A 16,159-nucleotide genomic window follows, 5' to 3' on the forward strand; every position below is an offset into this window, starting at 1 on the left:
GATGCGCATGCATGTATTGGTAGTGACACAGTATTTTTGGCCTGAAAACTTCAAAATCAACGATGTTGTAAAAGGGCTTGTCGAACGTGGGCACAAAGTAACGGTGCTGACGGCACTGCCCAACTACCCGGATGGCAGCTTCTTTAAGGGATATCGCTTCTGGGGGCCGTGGTCCGATGAGTATGACGGAGCGCGAGTGGTTCGTGTGCCGATATTGCCTCGTGGCCGAGCCTCAGGAGCCCGCCTGGCGCTCAACTATCTCTCCTTCGTGCTGGCGGCTTCGATCTTGGGACCGCTGCGGTGCCGTGACCGCTACGACGTTGCGTTTATTTTTGAGCCGTCTCCGGTGACGGTCGCTCTCCCGGCGCTGTTTATGAAGCGACTTAGGGGGATTCCGGTGCTGTTCTGGGTGCAGGATCTCTGGCCGGAGAGTCTTGCCGCGGCAGGTGCGGTCGTGCCACCCTTCATCCTTGGAGCAGTGGGAAAACTGGTGAGCTTCATATACGAGGGGTGTGACCGTATTCTGGTCACCTCCCGGGCTTTCGTAGGACCGGTGTTGCAGTACGTCGTGGACAGGGGACAGGTTCGCTATTTCCCGCAGTATGGGGAGGACGCCTATGCTGTCGTAAATCTTGCTGGCGACGCTCCTGAAAGGGGCAAAATCCCGGAGGGCTTCGTCGTCATGTTTGCGGGTAACATCGGCGCCGCCCAAGATTTCGAGACCATTCTGGGCGCTGCGCAGCGCCTTCGGAACCATAAGGACATTCATTTCGTAATCATCGGCGATGGCAGGATGCGCAAATGGGTGGATGAAGAAGTTGCTAAGATGGAACTTCAAGAGACCTTTCATCTGCTTGGGCGTTACCCCCTGGAAGCTATGGCGGGTTTCTTCTCTCTGGCGGACGCGATGCTGGTGACCTTGAAGAAGGAACCCATCTTCTCCCTTACTATCCCGGCCAAGATCCAGTCGTACCTCGCCTGCGGCAGACCAATTGTTGCTGCGCTGGACGGGGAGGGGGCACGGGTCATTGAGGAGGCTGCCGCCGGATTCTGCTGTCCAACGGAAGACCCTTCGGCCTTGGCCAATGCCATCCTGAAGATGCGGCATACCCCGTTGGAGCAGCGCCGGGGCATGGGAGAGCGTGGTCTCAGGTACTATAATGAAAACTTCGACCGCACCATCCTCCTCGACCGGCTGGAGGCGTGGATGGAGGAACTGAGGGCGGTCGACAACAGGGACGTGGTGCAATAATGAGAGTTTTGGTTACCGGAGCCACTGGATTTGTTGGCTGTATGCTGTGCAGGAGGCTCATCGCCGAAGGAACGGAGGTTCGCGGTACGTTGCTGCCGTCTGAAGACCCGAAGTGTTTGCAGCAAGGCGTACTCCCGGTGACTGTTGAACCACTCAGCGGCCACACGTCATGGAGCCATGCCCTGGCGGGCATTGACACGATAATCCATCTGGCGGCGCGGGTGCATATCATGGACGATCCAGCGGCGGATCCGCTGGTAGAGTTTCGCCGGGTGAATGTCGAGGGAACCGTCCGCCTGGCTAGGGAAGCCGCGCAGTCGGGGGTGAAGAGGCTTGTATTTGTCAGCTCCGTCAAAGTGAATGGCGAAGAAACGGCGGATCCTTATTGTGCCGATTCCCTCCCTGCCCCCACCGACCCGTACGGCATCAGCAAATGGGAGGCCGAACAGGCCATCCGGAAGATAGAGGCTGAAACCGGTTTGGAGGTCGTCGTGGTGAGACCGACCCTCGTCTACGGTCCCGGGGTCAAGGCCAACTTCCTCAACATGCTGAACGTGGTGAGCCTAGGGATCCCACTTCCGCTGGCAAGTATCGCTAACAGGCGCAGCCTGATCTATGTCGGCAATCTCGCTGACGCCCTTGCGACCTGCGCTTCGCATCCAACTGCAGCAGGAAAGACGTTCCTGGTCAGTGATGACGACGATGTCTCTACGCCGGAGTTGATCAGAAGGACAGCAAAGGCTCTGGATGCGCCGGTGCGGCTCGTACCGTTTCCTCCTGGGCTTATGTTGTGCGCAGCCAGCGTCACCGGGAAAACCGGCGCCGTGACTCGGCTCACTGGGTCGCTTACGGTGGATATCAGCAGCATCAAAGAACTGCTCGGGTGGCAGCCGTCGTTTTCCATGGATGAGGGTTTGCGGGAGACGGCTCAATGGTTCAAGAGACAACGGAAGGAAAGGTGGAATGCATGAAAAGAACCTTCGATTTTGTGTTGTCTTTTTTGCTGCTTGCCTGTCTCGGTGTTCCAATGCTTCTGATCGCCCTGCTGGTGAAGCTGACTTCGCCGGGGCCGGTTCTGTACTGGTCCGATAGGGTGGGAAGGTGCAACGTCATCTTTAGGATGCCAAAGTTCCGCAGCATGCGCGTCGACACTCCTGCTGTTGCCACCCACCTGCTCACCAATCCGGACCAGTTCCTTACACCGATCGGGAAGTTCCTTAGGAAGTCTAGTTTGGATGAACTGCCGCAACTTCTGAGTATACTGACGGGGAACATGAGCTTCGTCGGCCCCCGGCCGGCGCTCTTCAACCAGGATGACCTCATCGAACTGAGGACCCGTAAGGGTGTTCATCTCATTACCCCTGGCCTGACTGGCTGGGCCCAAGTGAACGGCAGGGATGAGCTTCTCATACCGGTCAAGGTCGAGTTCGATTCCTACTACGTTCAAAACAGCAGTTTCCTTTTCGACCTTCGCATCATCTTTCTTACTTTGGTTAAGGTACTTAAAACAGATGGGGTGCAGCACTGACTAACTCCATAGTTACTGCCTGAGGTTGAACACCACATGGGAAAAGCCAGGGAAGCCTCGATTGCCAATCGGGCACTCAGGTTTCTTGTTTGCCCTCGTCTACTCGGAAAGGCTACCGCTGCTTCCGAACCTATCCAGCACGAGCCGGCGCATCGCGCCCGCGCGTGCCCTTTCCCTGTCTGCAAGATCGACAATCTCGGACTGGCCCGACCGAAGATCGTATAGCCTTCCAGGACCGCCCCCTATGTCTTGGACATACTTGTAACCTTCAAACAGCACTGCAATATTCCCTTTGGTGAGCTTCCCGTGGGTCCGATTGCCATCTAAATTCATGCAGAATACCGGCTGCGTTGGGATGCTCCCGCCCGTCAGCGCCCCCTTCAGGCTTTTACCTTCCATCCAGCGAGGAATCTTGCCCCCTAGTAGCTCCACTACCGTGGGAGCTATATCGACTTGTGATGCGGTGCCCGTTATTCTCTTGCCGCTCGTTTGACCCGGCAGGTGGATCAGCAACGGGATGTGTACCAGCGGCTGGGAGAGGAGGGGCCCGCCATGCCCCTGGTAACCCCCAGCGAAGGATTCGCCATGGTCTGCCGAGATTATTATGATGGAGTCTTCCATTCGGCCGGAGTCCCTCAGGAATCTTAAGTGCTTGCCAAGGGCATAGTCAGCGTAGAGTATGTGCTCGTCGTAACGCAGGCGCAGTTGGTCTACAGTTCCTTGTTTCGAATCTGGGTAGGCCCCAAGGAACGCGCCTTGGGTCACGTTGTCTGCCAACCCGTTGCCGGGGAGGAAGGTCCCTTTCTGGGGAGGGGGCGGTAAGTAGGCTGCATGCGGGGCGAATGAGTGAAGCCAGAGGAACATCGGCTTTTCCCGATGGGAATTAAGGTACCGTTCCCCATGCCGAAAGACCATCTCCGGCGGAAAGATGGTCACGGTATGTCGGCAGAAGTTGTCCAACTGGCCGACAAGTTCGCTTAGGATTTCTCCAAGCCACAGAGCCGCACCATTTTTGAAGTAGTGTTCTCCAAGGTATGAGTACTCCGGATGGAACATGAGCAAAGGGTTGAAGTATGGGAGCCTCTGCTGATCCGGCGCGAGGAAGGGTTTGTGGTCGAATTGATCGGCGAGGCCGATAGCGTAGGGGTGGGCATATCCACCGTTGGCGATCACCGCGGCGGTCCGCATCCCGCTATCTCTCAGATAGGCTGGGAGCGATTCGTCCGGGGCAGCAATAACGTTGTCGTGGCTTCCGATGTTGATCAACCTATGGCGGTCCGGATACTCCCCCGTCATAAGCGATGCAGCGGTCGGTCTGGTCCAGTTGGAGGTGGCGATGACACTCTCAAAGACGTAGCATTCCCTGGCGAAGGCGTCCATGCTGGGAGTGGTCTTCAAGTGGTAGCCATAGAGCGACATATCCTCTGCCGACAGAGCATCGAAGGTAATCAGGATGATGTTGGGAGTCCCGGTTCTGGCGGCGGAGTGGGATCGTTGGAGCTTCCCCGAGGGTTGTGGCCCACCGTTAATCGCATGTCCAAGGGTGATGGCAAATGTGATGGCGCAAAGGGAGGGGAGGAACCGGGGACCCGACAGCGACAGTACGAGATAGCGGATCCTCTGGTGAAAGACCTGCCGGTTTGCCCAACAGATCGCCAGGAAAAGTGCGAGTCCAATATAAATGGCACGTAGCGAGACTGGGTGACCTATCTTCGCCAGCCAGAGCTTAAAGAGCTTCGCGAACAGCATGCAGCCCAGGAAAACAAGCAGGAAGTGAGTGAGCTTGGCATTGTCGCGGTGAGGATCCCTCCCTCTTCGGACCACTCCTGCGAGGACGGCCCAAGGGAAGTAAGCACCGGCAATCACCACGGACAGGAGCACCATGAGCAACAGCAGTGTTGCGCTACTTACTACGACATAGGAAACGGGCCTGGAGAGAAGGAAGGAATCCAGGCGGAAGATGAGGTCGAGCGGCAGGTAGACCAAGCTCAGAAAACAACTCCAGAGCTTGAAAACGTATAATAACCTGTCGCGAAGTGTGGTGGGGTGATCGGGGTGGCTGTCGAGTGGCATTGGCTACCTTTGGGTCAGTTCCGCCAGCATGTTCCCGATTTCATTAACGGACGACATGTAGCCGGTGGTGGGGGCGTTTGTGAAAAGAACACCTGGGACTAGGCTTGCGTCGCAGCAGTGGTCGCCACTCCATTTCTTCAGGTTGTCCTCGATGATCTCGCCCCCGGTTATGCCACCAATGGCGGTTTGCCAGGAGGCGCGGTACCCTTCCGCAAAACCTACTACAAGATCCGGCCCGCCGGCGGCCGCATGAGGGTTGTCCCCTTTCAGTAGCTCGGCATCGTGTACCCGGCAGACAACAGGCCTCCCGCGATCGTACAAGGAGGCGAGCCTTGCAGCCAGTTTGCTTTTCAATGCCGGTAGCTCACTCTCGTTGAGGATCCCTTCTTTCTCGCGTCCGCGCAGGTTGAGATAAATGCTGTTCAGCCCGGCTGCATAGGCCTGGCTCCTGGACCAGTCAATTTCCTCGAAGAGCCCCTCGCATAGCTTGGCACCAGGTTTTAGGGCCAGGAATCCCTCCCGCAGCAGCCAGTCGTTGACCTGGACCGAACGGCGAAAGCTGCAGAAACCGTGGTCGGAGCAGCAGATAAGCGCCGCGTCGGGCGCGCGATCAAGGACCACCCCCAGTATGCGATCCATCCAACGGTAGTAGCGCGGGATGACATCATTGTAGCTCTCGGCAAGGGCTGGGTCGTGCATAGGGTGTCCTGTGTCATGCATGCGCCAGAAGATATGCTGGATACGGTCGGTGGTATCGAAGACGCAGGCGAGGAGTCCTTCGCGGAAGCGGGACAACTCATACAAGAACATCGACTCGCGTTCTGCCATGATACCATCGCATAAGGAGATGAAACCGTCCTCGTCGAGCGCGCCGTCGTTAACCGCATTGGTGTCCTCAGCTAACCCTAACGTGGAGAAGGGCCCGATGGCGTCTGCCAGTTCGACCGCGTAATCGGCCGGGTGTGAAATAGGGAATTCGGAGCTGTCGAAGGCGACGTTTACTGGCGTCATGTAGAGGGAGAACTCCGGGTGTAGCCCTGAGAGGTAGAACCGGCAGATTCCCTTTACGGTCCTAAAAAACCCGATGTCGAAGACTATGGTGAGCCAGGGGCTCCACTGACCAGGCGCAAGGGTGAAGCTCTGGCGTCCGATCCGGCAGGTGACCGAGTTCGCGTCGAGCTGGATGTTAAGCGGTATCGTGGTGGCCTTTCTCCCGGTGAGTCCCACCGTGAAAGGACCGGTGATGTCGGTCTGGACGGATTGGGCACTACCTGGTACAGGAACAATACGTCCTTTTGCATCGCGCTCCATCTTTTCCGGAGCGGAGGTATAGCAGGTGTAGGTGCCGAGCATTCCCCGGAGGTCCGGTGCTCCGAGCCCCGCGAGCATCTGCCCAGGGAAGGGGCGGGGGGGAAACCCCATGGGCCATTTGAGAAGGGTGGACCCGATTCCTTTTGCGGCACATTTTTCCCAGAAGGTTTCCCCCTGCACGGGATTGACGTATCTGCCGTGCTCAATACGGTGCAGCGAGAGGTAAGGCTTGTACGTGGCAGGATCGCGATGGATGAAGTCGTAGATGCCGTGGCCGCTGGGGGCAAGGCCGGTGGCGATGGTGGACCAGACGACCGGAGACTGCGGCGGGTTAATAGTTGCAAGCTGGCTGTAGTGGCCGCGGGCTGCGAGCCGCTCGAAGTTGGGGAGCTGGCCTGCACTCATCAGTTGCTCGGCAATCTTGGGGTCCATGCCGTCGATGCCGAGAAAAATCGTCTTACTCATCGAAAAATACCTGCTCCTGCCGGAATGCCTTCTCGTTCAATGACAAAGCGGCCTGTTTCAGGGATGAGACCAGGGTGGTCACCTGCCAGGTCTACTTCGGTGAGTATGGTACAGCGTGCTGCCTCGCCGACGCAGATGAGGTCGGAAGGAAGTTCCGCGTCCGGTTGGGCCGGGTCGAAGACCTGATGTAGGAGTATCCTGCCCGGCACCGACTGTGTGGTGCAGCGGATGGTGACCGGGTCTCCTGCCGCGTATTCGTCCATGAACCAAAACACCGTGGCCTGGAACTCTCTACCGCAGGTTGGAGGAGCTCCTGCTGCAATGACCGATCCGCGTACGATTTCTGCATCTGCGGCTTCGAGAGTGAAGCCGATAGCCTCTCCGTAACTCGCAGAGGCCGCTTCACTGGAGGGGAAGGTGCGGATGGTGCCGATGGCGGACTCGCGCCCGCCTGGGTAAATGGTGACCTTCTCCCCAATCCGTACCGCTCCCGATTCTATTCTGCCTACCACGATAGGCTCCGAATCGAAGCGGTAGACATCCTGGACCGGGAAGCGGAAAGGACGCTCTTCGATGGGGCGGCACTCCAGAGAGTCCAGCACTTCAAGCAGCGATTTTCCCGTGTACCATGGCATCGAGCCGCTCAGCTTTGCCACGTTGTCGCCCACGCGGGCGGAAATCGGCACTATCGCTGCGGGGGAGAGGCCGAACTCGGTGAAAAGAGATTCCACCGCGACGGAAAGGGCGGCGAACGCGTCGCTCGAGTAGGCTACTGCGTCCATCTTGTTGACCGCAACGCAGATTTCCTGAATCCCAACGATGCTCAGGAGCCACGCATGTCGCCGCGTCTGCTCCATCACGCCCTCCACCGCGTCGACGATGAGCACCGCCGCCTTGGCGTAGCTCGCACCGGTGACCATGTTGCGGATGAATTCGCGGTGGCCCGGAGTGTCGATAATCAGGTAGGGGCGAAGCTTTGAGTTGAAGTAGATCTGCGAGGTGTCAATGGTGATGCCGCGCCGTCGTTCCTCCTCGAAGGCGTCGAGGACGAAAGCGAACTCGTCACCGCGCCCGGTCTCCAAGGAGCTCTGCAGCATCTCTTGGTAGCGGCCCGACTGCAATGTGCCGGTGTCGTAGAGGAGCCTTCCAATGAGGGTGCTCTTGCCGTGGTCGACATGGCCGGTGATGGCTATGGGGAATGCCGATTTGATCGCATCTGTCATTACATGTATCCCAACGAACGCAGTTTCTGCATGGTGTAGAGGTTCTCCTTGTCCTGCGCCCTGCCGGCGCGTTCGGAGTCTGTCGAAGTTTCAAGCTCGGCTATCATCTCCTCGATGGTCGCAGCCTCCGAAGGAACCGGATTGCAGCACGGCACGCAGCCGATGCTGCGATAGCGCTTGCCGCCGTTGCTGCGGTAAAGGTCGACAATGGGGATCTGCTCACGCTGAATGTAGCGCCAGATGTCCAGTTCCGTGAAGTGGAGGATGGGGTGGATGCGATAGTGCTCGTCCTCGCGCAAGAAAGAGTTGTACTGGTCCCACACCTCGGCCGGCTGGTTTTCATAGTCCCATTGGAACTCGGCGTCGCGGGGGGAAAAATAGCGCTCCTTCGCCCTGATGCCGTGCTCGTCGCGCCGTATACCCAAAAGGATGGACTGGAAACCGTATTGGTCGACCGCCTGTTTCAGCGCGTTGGTCTTGAGTTCGGTGCAGCAGTCGAGTTTGAGTCCGCTCGAAGGGCCCATTCCCTTGGCCAATTGCTCTTTGTTGCTGGCGACGATCAGCTCGAAGCCCCACTCCTTGGCCAACCTGTCGCGGAATTCGTACATCTCGGGAAACTTGTAGCCGGTGTCGATATGCATTACCGGAAAAGGGATTTTTCCGAAGAAAGCCTTGCGCACCAGCCACAGCAAAGTGGTGGAGTCTTTACCCACCGACCACAGCATCGCAATACGTCCGTTGAACTTCTGGTAGGCCTCACGGATTACGTAGACGCTCTTGGATTCGAGCGCCTGAAGGTAGTGCATGTTTCTCTCCTGTCGGCAGTTATGTTCTTTTGAAAAGGTCCAGGACTTTTCTTATGACCAAGCCGGTCTGCTTTTTGAAAAAAACAAGAACTCCCGCAATTGCTGAAATGATAGGGAAAAGGAACTGGAATACATAACCGCCGGTATTGGGATCGATATAAGCGTGTGCCGAGTCGACTGTTGAGACAACAAGGTAAACTGCCAGAGCAGATAGTCTGAGTGCGGTTTTATGAGTACGATGCATAGTAGGCCTTTAGTTTGAGGTTGAGTTTAAACTCTATCATTCGTCTTACTGGTAGTCAAGGCGTGTCAATTGATAGTACCTTATTAGCTCCACACCTTGTACAAAACCCAAATGCCTTCGAACAGTACCAGTACGCCCAGGGTCTTTTTTAGTTTTTCTCTGTCCTGAATTGTGCTGAGCCAGTGAGGGCCGAGAAAACCACCTACGACGGCCCCGGCTGCGAGAGGCATACACAGGGCAAGGGGAGGGAAGCCGTTGATGCCAATCCATATGAGGAAACTGATCAGACAGATAGGTGCTTCAGCGAAATCGGTCGAAGCGATGGCTCCCTTTTCGCACCGGTTGCTAAGGACAAGTTGCCCCCCTGCCACAAGAGGACCGAATCCGCCTCCGGACAGAGCTTTGTTGAAAGCACTAACAAAGCCGAGGAGATAGATCTTGCCGTTGGTCAAAACGATTGAGCGGCCAAGGAGGATCATTGAGCCTATCAGCGTTACCAGAATGCCGATATAGGTGTTTAGGATCTTTACGGGGATGCGGACCGAAAGCATAACGCCGACCGCGCTGGCAAATACGCCGAACCAGATGATCGTGGTGGCGATTTGGTGGTCGGTGGTGCCGGAATTGAGGTTAGCATTTTTGTGATGATGGTGCCGCCATGAGGCAATGAAGCCGCCTAAGGCCTGAGAGATGAGCAGGGAAGGGACTACATTTTTAACATCGTAGTTCATTATTATGAGTAATGGGCTAAGCACAGTTCCATACATCATTCCCATCGAACTGTCTATGAATTCCATTGTAATTGCTGCTAGCACTAAGTACGCTGTTTCCATAAAGGAGTAATGGCTCCTGTGGTCATTTGCAAACTCCGACTTCACTACCACAAATTTCAAAAGTATTCAATTGATAAATACTTACGATGACAGGGTTGCCCTGAAACGAGATGGAGGCGTCGGGAAGTGATCCTCACCGTGTATTGGCTCAAAATAACCCGCTCACGCAAAGCCGCAAGACACGGAAAAAATCTTTAGCGATTAACTGCGATGAAGATATCGAGGGAATAACTGCAAGGACGGGGCGGAGGGGGCAAAGCCGGTGTCTTGGGCCCATCCCTGCAGAGAGCTTCTGGGATTCGAAGCGAGGGACGATAGACGCTTTTCGACAAAACAGGAACGGGTTCAAAGAAAAGTGAACCTACTTTTAGAAAAAGCTGCACTGGTTTACCCGAAACGGGTACAGCTTTCCGAAAAGTAGCACCGGTTTTCTCTAATGTTGACACAGATTAGAAAAAACCTGTCCTCTATTAGAAAAAAGCGTTCCGGTTTTGGGAATTCCAGGTACTGTTTTCAGCAAAACTGATCCAGTTTCCTCTAATCCAGTCCCGTTCTAAACTAATCCCGTTACAATAATTTCTAATCTGGTTCCGTTTTTCTCTAATCCGGTCCAACTTTTTTAAAAAGAGGTGCAGCTTTTTCTCTAACCGGTCATGCATTAGAAAAAAACGGTTCGATTTTTTCTAATGCATGACCGGTTTTTCTGGAAACAGGTTCAAGTTGAGTGAAAGTTGGATCGGATTTTTCTAATCTGTTCCCGGTTTGAAATATATGTCACCAGCTTTGGGACTAACTGTATCGATTTGCCTGGAAGATGATGCAGGGTGGAGCGGGGGGGCAAGGCGGAAGGCTAAAGCCGGGGCAAAAGAAAACGCGGCTGGATTGTAAGATGCAGCCGCGTCGTCGTTTCATCTTGTTAAAGAGGCGGACTTTTTACAGAACGAGGATGTTTACAACCGGGGACCATGGACTGACGCCGCCGTCCTGGTGGTACCTGGCCCTGAAGTAGACACGTTTTTCCGATGGTTGCCCTTTGTACTCTATGCGCGATTTGGCATAGATCCCTTGGCTATTCCAGGAAGATTCGTCAGAAGGGTTGTCAGACATCTGCAGCTCTGTGGACGCCCTGTTCTTAGCCTTGGTTATGATGACGGTGAAGGCACCCACTATTGGCCCCGAACCCGATTGCATGTACCTCAACTCGAGGCCCGGCGTCTCCGCCAGCAGGTCCGTGGAAGAGGAGGAGGTGGGTTTAGCAATGTGCTTCTGTTTCAACTTGTAGCCCGTGTTAAGCAGGATGCTGGGGTCGTTGCGGTGCAACGACAGCATGGTGATGTGCTTACCGTTCATGATCACGGCAAGTTTGGTGTCTTCCCAGGCGGCCATTTTCTCCGCCTTCTTATCCCTGTCGCCGCTGGCGGAGGCATCGCGAAGTTGCACCAGTAGCACCGCTTTTTCCCTGAGCTTCTCCGGTGGGGTGAAGTATTCGGGAAAGTCCTTAAGGGCCGGGTGCTTCTCCGTTTTGTCGGCTATGGTGTTTACTTCCGCGATGAAGTCGTTGATGCTGTGGCCGTTGAAGTTGAGTTCCAGTAGTTCCGGTAGTGTCATTCGAAACCTCCTTTACGCGATTTCCGTAGCGGGTGGAATCTTAGCACCGGTTAACGACGTGTACAGCGGCCATGGTAATTTTTTTTAAAATTTTCTCACGCAAAGCCGCGAAGACCGCAAAGAAAGGCGTTTAACAGGCAACCACCTCACGCAAAGCCGCAGAGGCGCAAAGCAAAACCTATTCACAGGGATGAAGGGGATACAGGGGATAACGGCAAAACCGAAAAGCTAGAGAACCTTCTCACGCAAAGGCGCAAAGACGCGAAGAAAGGCGTTTAACAGGGATTTTATCCCTTTCATCCCCTTCATCCCTGTAGAGAGCCTTTCGGCTTTTGACGTTCTTCGCGCCTTTGCGGCTTGAGTGAGCGCAGCGAACGGGCGTGAGATAAGGTATTGCTTTGGTGGCCTATTGTTACCTTAATGAGATTAGAGTTTGCTTTTTTGAGAGTAGGTGTTATAATCTCCATCTGCTCGGGCTAATGTATCAGGATTTAACATTTAGCTTGTCCAAACTTGATTTCATGAGGGGTGGGGGGGGCATGTTCCGTACAAGAAGGTTTCTGGTATTTTTCCTCGATGTTGCCCTGATTGTCGCCGCATTCACTCTCGCTTTCCTGCTTCGATTCGATTTACAAATTCCTGCCGATCAGTCCAGTCCCCTGCTGCAAGGGCTTGTCATCGTTTTAGCTGTCAAATCGGTCATCTTCATCGCCTCCGGCATGTACCGCTGCATCTGGCGTTACGCCTCTTTGCGGGACGCTTATGAAATCTTCAAGGTTGTGACCCTGTCCTCCGTCGTCTCTGCTCTAGCGCTTCTTCTCATCAAAGGCCCTTTCGCTCTCCCGCGCTCCATCTACTTTCTTGACTGGTTTCTCCTCTTCTCGCTGGTGGCTGGTAGCCGCCTGGTCTGGAGGGTTTACCGTGAGACGAGATTCTTTCCTTCTTTGCACAAAGGAAAGAAAACACTGATCATCGGCGCCGGGGAGGCCGGCAACCTTCTGCTCAAAGAGATCCGCAAGGAGGCCGATTCCCCCTATAACGTAATAGGATTCGTTGACGACGACATTGAGAAGCGCGGCATGCGTCTTTCCGGCGTTCGGGTCCTTGGGGGCACCAACCGCCTCTGCGCCATGGTCAGAAAACACGCCATCGAAGAGGTAATCTTCGCCATCCCCTCCGGGGACGGTGAACTGATGCGCCGGGTGATAGCCAACTGTAAGCGGAGCAAGGCGCGGTTCAAAACACTTCCTGGCATCACCGCTATTGTCGACGGCAAGGTGTCGATGAGCCAGATCAAGGACGTGGAGATAGAGGATCTCCTGGGGCGCGACCCGGTGATGCTCGACCAGACGGCCATCCGCAACTACCTGACCGACAAGCGGGTCCTGGTGACCGGTGCGGCTGGAAGCATCGGTAGCGAGATCTGCCGCCAGGTTGCGCGTTTCAAGCCGGCGAAGCTGGTCCTCTTCGATCACGCGGAGACCCCTCTTTTCTACATCGAGAAGGAGCTTGCCGCTGCTTTCCCGGACCTGCGGATCATCCCCATGGTGGGGGACGTGAAAAACCAGGAGCGCGTGGAGGCGGTATTCGACGAGTTCATTCCCGAGGTGGTCTTTCATGCCGCGGCCTACAAGCATGTCGCCATGATGGAGTACAACCCGGCCGAGGCGGTGCTGAACAACGTCCTCGGGTCAAGAATCGTGGCGGATGCGGCGCACAAGACCAAGGTGAGCAACTTCGTCATGGTCTCCACCGACAAGGCGGTGAACCCGACCAACGTCATGGGAGCCACCAAGCGTAGCGCCGAGATCTACGTGCAGGCCCTGGCGGCGAAGAGCCAGACCAAGTTCACCACGGTCCGCTTCGGGAACGTCCTGGGCAGTAACGGCAGCGTGATACCGCTTTTCAAAGAGCAGATCAGAAAGGGAGGGCCGGTCACCGTCACCCACAGCGATGTGGTGCGCTACTTCATGACCATTCCTGAGGCGTCGCAGCTGGTGATGCAGGCAGGCTGCATCGGGCGCGGCGGGGAGATCTTCGTGCTGGACATGGGAGAGCCGGTCCGGATACTTTCTCTGGCCGAGGAGCTGATCAGGCTTTCCGGGCTGATCCCGTACAAGGAAATGGACATCCAGTTCACGGGGTTGAAGCCGGGCGAGAAGCTGTTCGAGGAGCTTTTGATCAACGGCGAGGGGATAAAGCCCACGAGCCACAAGAAGATACGGGTGATGGCGCCGGTGGAAACCGACCTGAGAAGGGTGAGCCAGGATCTGGACGAGCTGTTTGGGCATGCCAGAAACCAGGATATCAAGGAGCTTTTGAAGTCTTTGCGGCGTATGGTGCCCGAGTTCGTGCCGCGCTACGAGTTCGACGTGGCGCCGCCGTTTGCCTTCCAGCGGGTCAGGCCGGACCTCTTCCCTCCGCAAAAGCTTACCCTGGTGAGGAACCTGCAGTTAGCCTCAAAAGAGGGCTCCGCGGCTTGAAGACGCAAAGGTTAAATACTAAAGGCTAAAGCCGCAAACCTAAAACGACTCACGCAAAGCCGCAAAGACGCAAAGAAAGGCTTCCTGTTCCCAACGGAGACGCCTATGACGGAGAACGAGATTGCAACGATCATCGTCGATGCGTCTTTCAAGGTCCACAAGCACTTGGGACCAGGCTTGCTTGAGTCTGTTTACTTGACTGTGCTGGCTTATGAGCTTGAACAGCGAGATGTCATGGTGTCGCGCCAGCGATCTATGCCTGTAATTTACGAGTCGGTAAGGCTTGATGAGGCATACCGGGCTGATCTAGTTGTGAATGACAAAGTCATTGTCGAACTCAAGTCTGTTGAGAAAATAGCTCCTGTGCACAAAAAGCAGTTGCTGACGTACCTTAGATTATCCAACTTGAAACTGGGACTGCTGATCAATTTTGGGGAGAACCTGATAAAAGACGGGATCACCAGGGTTGTTAACGATCTGTGATAGTGACTTCTTTTTTTGCGGGTACCCTTTGCGCCTTTGCGGCTTTGCGTGAGAGAATGTAATTTATGAGATTTTTCCTGGTAGCACTCGTCGTTGGTATCACTAGCTTCGCTTCTTCAGCTTTTGCCCTTTCTTCCGCCAACATCCCTCTCGACAGCCCCATCTATCTATACCTGGAAAAGCTCTCGGGCTATGGCCTCGTCTCTGGCGATGTGAAGGGGATCCGTCCTTTCTCGAAGGCCGAGGCGGTGCGGCTCCTGCGTGAGGCGGAAACGCGCCTTGCCTCCGGCGACCCCCCCCCGCTTGCGGATGAGATGGTCCAGCGGCTGAGGGAGCTTTTGCCACGCGAGGCGGCCCTTTATGCCGACGAGGGAAAGGCAAAAACCCTGGATTTCGAGCCGGTTGCTGCCGCGCGCCTTCGCTACGTGTATTTGGATGGTAAGCCGCGCAGCTACTTCCGCGCGGTGCAAGATGGGGGCAACGAAGGCGTCTTCGGCATCGGCAGCGGCCTCAGGCCGGCGACCCCTTACCCCAATCCCGTTCAGCAGCGCGGCTTCGAGGGGACACCGCTTTTTGAAAACAACGACGGCGTGGTCTACCACTCCGGCTCCAACCTCGACCTGCGCGGTAGCGGCGAGGCTTACTGGGGGGCAAAGGCGGCCTTGCTTGTTGAGCCGATGCTGCTTTGGTCGGAAAAGACCGACGAGGCGACGCTGCGCCTGAACCGGGGTTACATAAAGTTCGGCGGCAAGGGTCTGGAGCTGGAGGCGGGGCGTGACGAGAACTGGCTGGGACCCGGCTACCGCGGCGCCATCACGCTTACCAACAACGCGCGCAACATGGACCTGGTGAAACTGTCGAGCCCGGAGCTTGTTTCCACCAAATATCTTTGGGACCTGAAATATACACTTATCTTTTCTCAGCTGGAAAAAACGGTGACTGACGGTCAGGAAAGAGAGCCCTGGTTTTTTGCCGGGAAGCTCTCGATGAAACCGACGCAGAATATAGAATTCGGCATCAACCTCGGACGGCAACTCGGCGGGCCGGGCGTTAGCAACAGTCTCGGTGACAACGCTCGCGGGCTGATCGGCGGCTGGAACCATGACAATTCCAACACATTGGCCGGTGTCGATCTTCGCTTCAGGCTCCCCTGGCTCAGAAACAGCGAACTGTACGGAGAGTTTTCCGGCGAGGATGCCGCCGCGTTCTGGCCCATCGTCGAGAGCTACGTGGCCGGCTTCTTTATCCCGACACTGACCGAGAGCGGCCGGGACGACCTCCGCTTCGAATACTTCCGTGGCAACGAGATCCTCTACACCAACGGGACTTTCCCGGAGGGGTACCTGTCTCACGGGCTCCCGATCGGGCATTCCCAGGGGGGGGCGGCCGAGGAGTGGTTCCTGCGCTACAGCCACTGGTTTTCCGTGCGTAACAACCTGGCTCTTGAGGGAATGCACAGCACCCGCGGGGACTATGGGCGGATGACGGTCGACGCAATGGGCAAATTCGACGCCGCCGGAGTCATGCAGGCTGTTGAGCGCAGGAACGCACTGCGCGCCTTCTGGAGTTTCCCGGTCCAGGGGGAATGGAATGCCCTCCTGATGTACGGGCACGAGTGGATCGATAACCTTGAGCTGAGGCAGGGGGAGAGCCGCAAGAACCAGCTCTTAAGGGCTGAACTGACCTACCGATATTAAGATTAAGATTGAGATTGAGATCTGTTGTTGCTGGGCCGGCTCCACCGATGTGGCGCCGGCTTTTTTTTGCCAGTTGTCGCCTTTCTCACGAACAAGCATAATTCGTACTTTTGCTTTGCTTCATGCTGTCCGGTTATCTCGCAGATCCAGTAT

The 16,159-nt window shown here is 55.9% G+C and carries 12 protein-coding genes; 6 read left to right on the forward strand and 6 right to left on the reverse strand.

The genetic code is table 11. The features are described 5' to 3' along the window. The first annotated feature begins 7 nt into the window (after positions 1-7). Genes GBEM_RS08160 through GBEM_RS08170 form a run of 3 tightly spaced genes read left to right on the forward strand, consistent with a single transcriptional unit; the run spans position 8 to position 2,780 of the window. Entirely contained in the window at positions 8-1,252 is a 1,245-nt protein-coding gene (locus tag GBEM_RS08160) for a glycosyltransferase family 4 protein (protein WP_012530058.1), read from the forward strand. Further along, positions 1,252-2,223: a UDP-glucose 4-epimerase family protein gene (locus GBEM_RS08165; RefSeq protein WP_012530059.1), complete on the forward strand. Its 972-nt coding sequence runs from the start codon at positions 1,252-1,254 to the stop codon at positions 2,221-2,223. The genes GBEM_RS08160 and GBEM_RS08165 overlap by 1 nt, the downstream gene beginning before the upstream one ends. Further along, positions 2,220-2,780, forward strand: coding sequence for a sugar transferase (locus GBEM_RS08170; protein WP_012530060.1), 561 nt, complete (start codon positions 2,220-2,222; stop codon positions 2,778-2,780). Before GBEM_RS08165 ends, GBEM_RS08170 begins: the two co-directional genes overlap by 4 nt. Before the next feature lie 99 nt (positions 2,781-2,879). On the opposite strand, the gene GBEM_RS08175 is transcribed toward GBEM_RS08170, so the two are convergent. The 6 genes from GBEM_RS08175 to GBEM_RS08200 form a co-directional block, all read right to left on the reverse strand. Next, complete coding sequence (locus tag GBEM_RS08175) at positions 2,880-4,853, reverse strand: sulfatase (RefSeq protein ID WP_012530061.1); 1,974 nt, start codon at positions 4,851-4,853, stop codon at positions 2,880-2,882. A gap of 3 nt (positions 4,854-4,856) precedes the next feature. Then, complete coding sequence (locus GBEM_RS08180) at positions 4,857-6,629, reverse strand: alkaline phosphatase family protein (protein ID WP_012530062.1); 1,773 nt, start codon at positions 6,627-6,629, stop codon at positions 4,857-4,859. Continuing rightward, the gene (locus tag GBEM_RS08185) at positions 6,626-7,852 is read right to left on the reverse strand and encodes a GTP-binding protein (RefSeq protein ID WP_012530063.1); all 1,227 of its coding nucleotides are present in this window, start codon (positions 7,850-7,852) and stop codon (positions 6,626-6,628) included. The genes GBEM_RS08180 and GBEM_RS08185 overlap by 4 nt, the downstream gene beginning before the upstream one ends. Then, positions 7,852-8,658, reverse strand: a complete 807-nt coding sequence (gene cysD, locus GBEM_RS08190; protein WP_012530064.1) for a sulfate adenylyltransferase subunit CysD — start codon at positions 8,656-8,658, stop codon at positions 7,852-7,854. The genes GBEM_RS08185 and cysD overlap by 1 nt, the downstream gene beginning before the upstream one ends. A 327-nt stretch (positions 8,659-8,985) precedes the next feature. Continuing rightward, complete coding sequence (locus GBEM_RS08195) at positions 8,986-9,735, reverse strand: sulfite exporter TauE/SafE family protein (RefSeq protein WP_012530065.1); 750 nt, start codon at positions 9,733-9,735, stop codon at positions 8,986-8,988. Positions 9,736-10,668: 933 nt separating this feature from the next. Further along, positions 10,669-11,343, reverse strand: coding sequence for a hypothetical protein (locus GBEM_RS08200; protein WP_012530066.1), 675 nt, complete (start codon positions 11,341-11,343; stop codon positions 10,669-10,671). Positions 11,344-11,882: 539 nt separating this feature from the next. On the opposite strand from GBEM_RS08200, the gene GBEM_RS08205 reads away from it, so the two are divergent. The 3 genes from GBEM_RS08205 (at position 11,883) to GBEM_RS08215 (ending at position 16,006) form a co-directional block, all read left to right on the forward strand. Further along, on the forward strand, positions 11,883-13,826 hold the full coding sequence (locus tag GBEM_RS08205) for a polysaccharide biosynthesis protein (protein WP_012530067.1): 1,944 nt from the start codon (positions 11,883-11,885) through the stop codon (positions 13,824-13,826). Positions 13,827-13,931: 105 nt separating this feature from the next. After that, positions 13,932-14,309: a GxxExxY protein gene (locus GBEM_RS08210; protein WP_012530068.1), complete on the forward strand. Its 378-nt coding sequence runs from the start codon at positions 13,932-13,934 to the stop codon at positions 14,307-14,309. A 65-nt stretch (positions 14,310-14,374) separates the two neighbouring features. Then, positions 14,375-16,006 carry a capsule assembly Wzi family protein gene (locus tag GBEM_RS08215; RefSeq protein WP_012530069.1) on the forward strand — a complete coding sequence of 544 codons (1,632 nt, stop codon included), beginning with the start codon at positions 14,375-14,377 and terminating at the stop codon, positions 16,004-16,006. Positions 16,007-16,159: the final 153 nt, after the last annotated feature.

The organism is Citrifermentans bemidjiense Bem (assembly GCF_000020725.1).
Classification (GTDB): domain Bacteria; phylum Desulfobacterota; class Desulfuromonadia; order Geobacterales; family Geobacteraceae; genus Geomonas; species Geomonas bemidjiensis.

What these genes read in the sequence shown, in the direction of transcription:
- GBEM_RS08160 (WP_012530058.1), top strand. Translation starts at nt 8, where the DNA reads ATGCATGTATTGGTAGTGACACAGTATTTTTGGCCTGAAAACTTCAAA.
- GBEM_RS08165 (WP_012530059.1), top strand. Translation starts at nt 1,252, where the DNA reads ATGAGAGTTTTGGTTACCGGAGCCACTGGATTTGTTGGCTGTATGCTG.
- GBEM_RS08170 (WP_012530060.1), top strand. Translation starts at nt 2,220, where the DNA reads ATGAAAAGAACCTTCGATTTTGTGTTGTCTTTTTTGCTGCTTGCCTGT.
- GBEM_RS08175 (WP_012530061.1), bottom strand. Translation starts at nt 4,853, where the DNA reads ATGCCACTCGACAGCCACCCCGATCACCCCACCACACTTCGCGACAGG.
- GBEM_RS08180 (WP_012530062.1), bottom strand. Translation starts at nt 6,629, where the DNA reads ATGAGTAAGACGATTTTTCTCGGCATCGACGGCATGGACCCCAAGATT.
- GBEM_RS08185 (WP_012530063.1), bottom strand. Translation starts at nt 7,852, where the DNA reads ATGACAGATGCGATCAAATCGGCATTCCCCATAGCCATCACCGGCCAT.
- cysD (WP_012530064.1), bottom strand. Translation starts at nt 8,658, where the DNA reads ATGCACTACCTTCAGGCGCTCGAATCCAAGAGCGTCTACGTAATCCGT.
- GBEM_RS08195 (WP_012530065.1), bottom strand. Translation starts at nt 9,735, where the DNA reads ATGGAAACAGCGTACTTAGTGCTAGCAGCAATTACAATGGAATTCATA.
- GBEM_RS08200 (WP_012530066.1), bottom strand. Translation starts at nt 11,343, where the DNA reads ATGACACTACCGGAACTACTGGAACTCAACTTCAACGGCCACAGCATC.
- GBEM_RS08205 (WP_012530067.1), top strand. Translation starts at nt 11,883, where the DNA reads ATGTTCCGTACAAGAAGGTTTCTGGTATTTTTCCTCGATGTTGCCCTG.
- GBEM_RS08210 (WP_012530068.1), top strand. Translation starts at nt 13,932, where the DNA reads ATGACGGAGAACGAGATTGCAACGATCATCGTCGATGCGTCTTTCAAG.
- GBEM_RS08215 (WP_012530069.1), top strand. Translation starts at nt 14,375, where the DNA reads ATGAGATTTTTCCTGGTAGCACTCGTCGTTGGTATCACTAGCTTCGCT.